Below are 2,716 nucleotides of genomic sequence, written 5' to 3' on the forward strand. Positions count from 1 at the left end.
TTGTGCGAAATGTTTCTAGCTTAAATTGAGGATGGCTACATCTCTCTGCTAAAGGCTAGACAGTTCCTTACGGAACTGAAGGGTTATATCAAAGAATCAAATGACGGGGTAACGCCCTGAAGGGTTCTCTCTTAGTCGAATAGCACTGGATTTAGTAAGAATGATAGTGTTATAAGCTCGGTGAAAAGGCGTGAGAAATTACCGTACCAGTTCGGCTGACGAAAGCCTACTCGATGGAGTGGTGTAATTCATGATGCTTGAGTTGAATGAATATGGTGAGAATGCGAATAAACCTACAATAAAAGGTTAAGCTGACGAACTTCTGAATGTACGGGTCTATACCTGCGATACATAGAAATGTGTATATCACCAAATTGTGAGGTTAGATGTGGGCGAGTAAAAATAACTGATATGAAAATCCATGATACGTTACAGGCGTATGAATACTAACAGGCTTAAAGGAAGCACCTAAGTTCATTCTTTAATAGATATAACTCAACGTTGTAAGCTGATAACGTGGAGGACTTACTACTAATGAAACGTTAGTAAGGAAAACAATAATTAAACTAGTTGTTGTATAACTTACTTTAATATCAGTGAAAGTGGTGGCATAGTACCAATGAAATGTCTAATCCACATGGAGGGATAGCCACTAGACTAATAAAGATTTATTCAACCAAGTAAGGCAGTTCTTTATCGATTAATAAGGTTCTTGTGAGACTAAAAGAGGTTTAACTCCGGAAGGAGTCACCAACTTATTGAAACGGAAGAAACTGAGACACAGTGAGTATTATAGTATGCAAGATTGTTTCGATACACTATATGCTAAAAGTGTCAGTGGTCATCACTTCTATGACTTAACAGAATTAATGTGTTCTGAAGATAATATACGACTTGCCTACCGAAACATTAAAAGAAACACAGGTAGCAAAACTGCGGGAACAGATAAATTAACTATTAAAGATATTTTACATTTAACAGTGGAAGATGTAATAGCAAAGGTTCAATCCATGTTTAAAAGGTATGAACCACAAACAGTAAGGCGGGTTTTCATCCCAAAAGGAAATGGCAAAACCAGACCTTTGGGAATTCCAACTATTTGGGATAGAATCTTTCAGCAGTGTGTTCTTCAAATCTTAGAACCAATTTGTGAAGCGAAATTCCATAAACATAGTTATGGATTTAGACCGAACCGCAGCACTCATCATGCCAAAGCTAGGCTTGAATTTCTTATTAATCAGTCTGGACTCCACCATTGTGTTGATGTTGATATTAAAGGTTTCTTTGATAATGTTAATCACAGTAAACTTTTAAAACAAATGTGGTCACTAGGTATAAGGGATAAATCACTTCTTTCTATAATTTCCAGGCTATTAAAAGCAGAGATTGAGGGAGAGGGTATTCCTACAAAAGGTACTCCGCAAGGAGGTATTCTATCACCTCTACTTTCAAACATTGTATTGAATGAATTGGATTGGTGGATAAGTGACCAATGGGAAACGTTTGAGAGCAGATATACATACTCAACAAATGGAAGCAAATATCAACATTTAAAGAAAACTACTTTGAAAGAGTGCTTCATCGTCCGCTATGCGGACGATTTCAAGGTAATGTGCCGAACTAGGTCACACGCAATAAAAATGAACTACGCTTTGAAAGACTTCTTGAGAAAAAGACTTCATTTGGAAACAAGTGAGGAGAAATCGAAGGTAATTAATCTAAAGAAAAACTCTTCCGAGTTTCTTGGATTTGCAATGAAAGTTGTAAGGAAAGGGAAAACAAGATTTGGCTATGTAGCAAGGTCCGATATGTCGGAAAAGGCTAAAGAAAACGCCTTTCAAAAGATTAAGGAAGCTATAAAAATAATCAAGAAAAAACCTTGCATTCAGACAGTTTGGAATTTCAATACTGTCGTGATGGGAATCCAAAACTATTACTCTGTCGCTACTAACATCACCACCAATCTAAATGAGTTAAACGCTCATCTACGCAAAACGTTATATAATCAATTAGGGAACATTAGAACCGAGGCAAGTTTCCAAGAGATGACAAAAACCTTTCAGAAAAGGTACAAGGGCTATAAGGCTAAACTGTATAGGATACAAAAAATGGTTTTTGCCCCTATCCACGCACAACGATGGAAAAAGACACTTGGTTTCTCCCAAGTAATATGTAACTTTACTGCCGAAGGTAGAGCAAAAATTCATAAAAGCCTAAAAGCTATTGATAAAAATACACTTTCTTACATCATGAGAAACTACATTCCAAACAGATCCATTGAATATAACGACAATCGAATCAGTAAATTTATTGCTCAATATGGTAAATGTGCCATATTAGGAGAAGAGTTAGGGATACATGAATGGCATTGCCATCACATAAACCCTTATTATCTTTCGAAAGATGATAGTTATTCAAATTTGATTATTATTCATAAAGCAATTCACCAATTAATTCATCTAAAAGATAAAGCTAAAATAGAAACTCTTTTACAATCTTTAAAACTTACTAGTAAGCAGAAAGAAAAAGTAAATAAGCTACGATTAAAATGTCTAAATGGAATAATCTAACTTTGGAAAAACGGCACTCGTCTGCTTAATACATAGAACGAATAAATTGGATTAGTTGGAACGCCGTATGCGGTGAAAGTCGCACGTACGGTGTGAACAGGGGGAAAAGGAGGCGATAACTTCAAACCCTTACCTATCTGTATTAA

The 2,716-nt window shown here is 35.9% G+C and carries 1 protein-coding gene; it reads left to right on the forward strand.

Features of this window, described 5'->3' with window-relative positions; all coding sequences use genetic code 11:
- Positions 1–758: 758 nt before the first annotated feature.
- Positions 759–2,570, forward strand: a complete 1,812-nt coding sequence (gene ltrA / locus J2Y03_RS28830) for a group II intron reverse transcriptase/maturase (protein ID WP_463675882.1) — start codon at positions 759–761, stop codon at positions 2,568–2,570.
- Positions 2,571–2,716: the final 146 nt, after the last annotated feature.

It is taken from the genome of Neobacillus niacini, assembly GCF_031457145.1.
Taxonomy (GTDB): Bacteria; Bacillota; Bacilli; order Bacillales; family Cytobacillaceae; genus Neobacillus; species Neobacillus niacini_J.